Source organism: Neisseria sp. HMSC058F07, assembly GCF_001810035.1.
In the GTDB taxonomy this organism is placed as follows: Bacteria; Pseudomonadota; Gammaproteobacteria; order Burkholderiales; family Neisseriaceae; genus Neisseria; species Neisseria perflava.
This window is the reverse complement of the sequence record NZ_KV799667.1, coordinates 1-256: the sequence shown is the minus strand read 5'-3', so window position 1 is coordinate 256 and position 256 is coordinate 1. Positions and strand designations below refer to the sequence as shown.

Below are 256 nucleotides of genomic sequence, written 5' to 3'. Positions count from 1 at the left end.
ATCATTTGGCCTTGGCTGCCGATGAGGTTTTTGAGGGCTCTGTCGAACTGGACGAAAGCTATTTCGGCGGACGGCGTAAAGGCAGACGTGGTCGCGGTGCGGCAGGAAAAGTGGTTGTCTTCGGCATTCTGAAACGCAACGGACGGGTCTATACCGTTGTGGTGGATAATGCCAAGTCTGAAACGTTACTCCCTGTCATCAAAAAGAAAATCATGCCGGACAGCATTGTTTACACGGATAGCCTGAGCAGCTATGA

1 protein-coding gene is annotated in these 256 nt (G+C 51.2%); it reads left to right on the top strand.

All coding sequences use genetic code 11. The features are described 5' to 3' along the window. The coding region (locus HMPREF2696_RS01985; protein WP_141746344.1) for an IS1595 family transposase at positions 1-256 on the top strand (256 nt) is incomplete at both ends.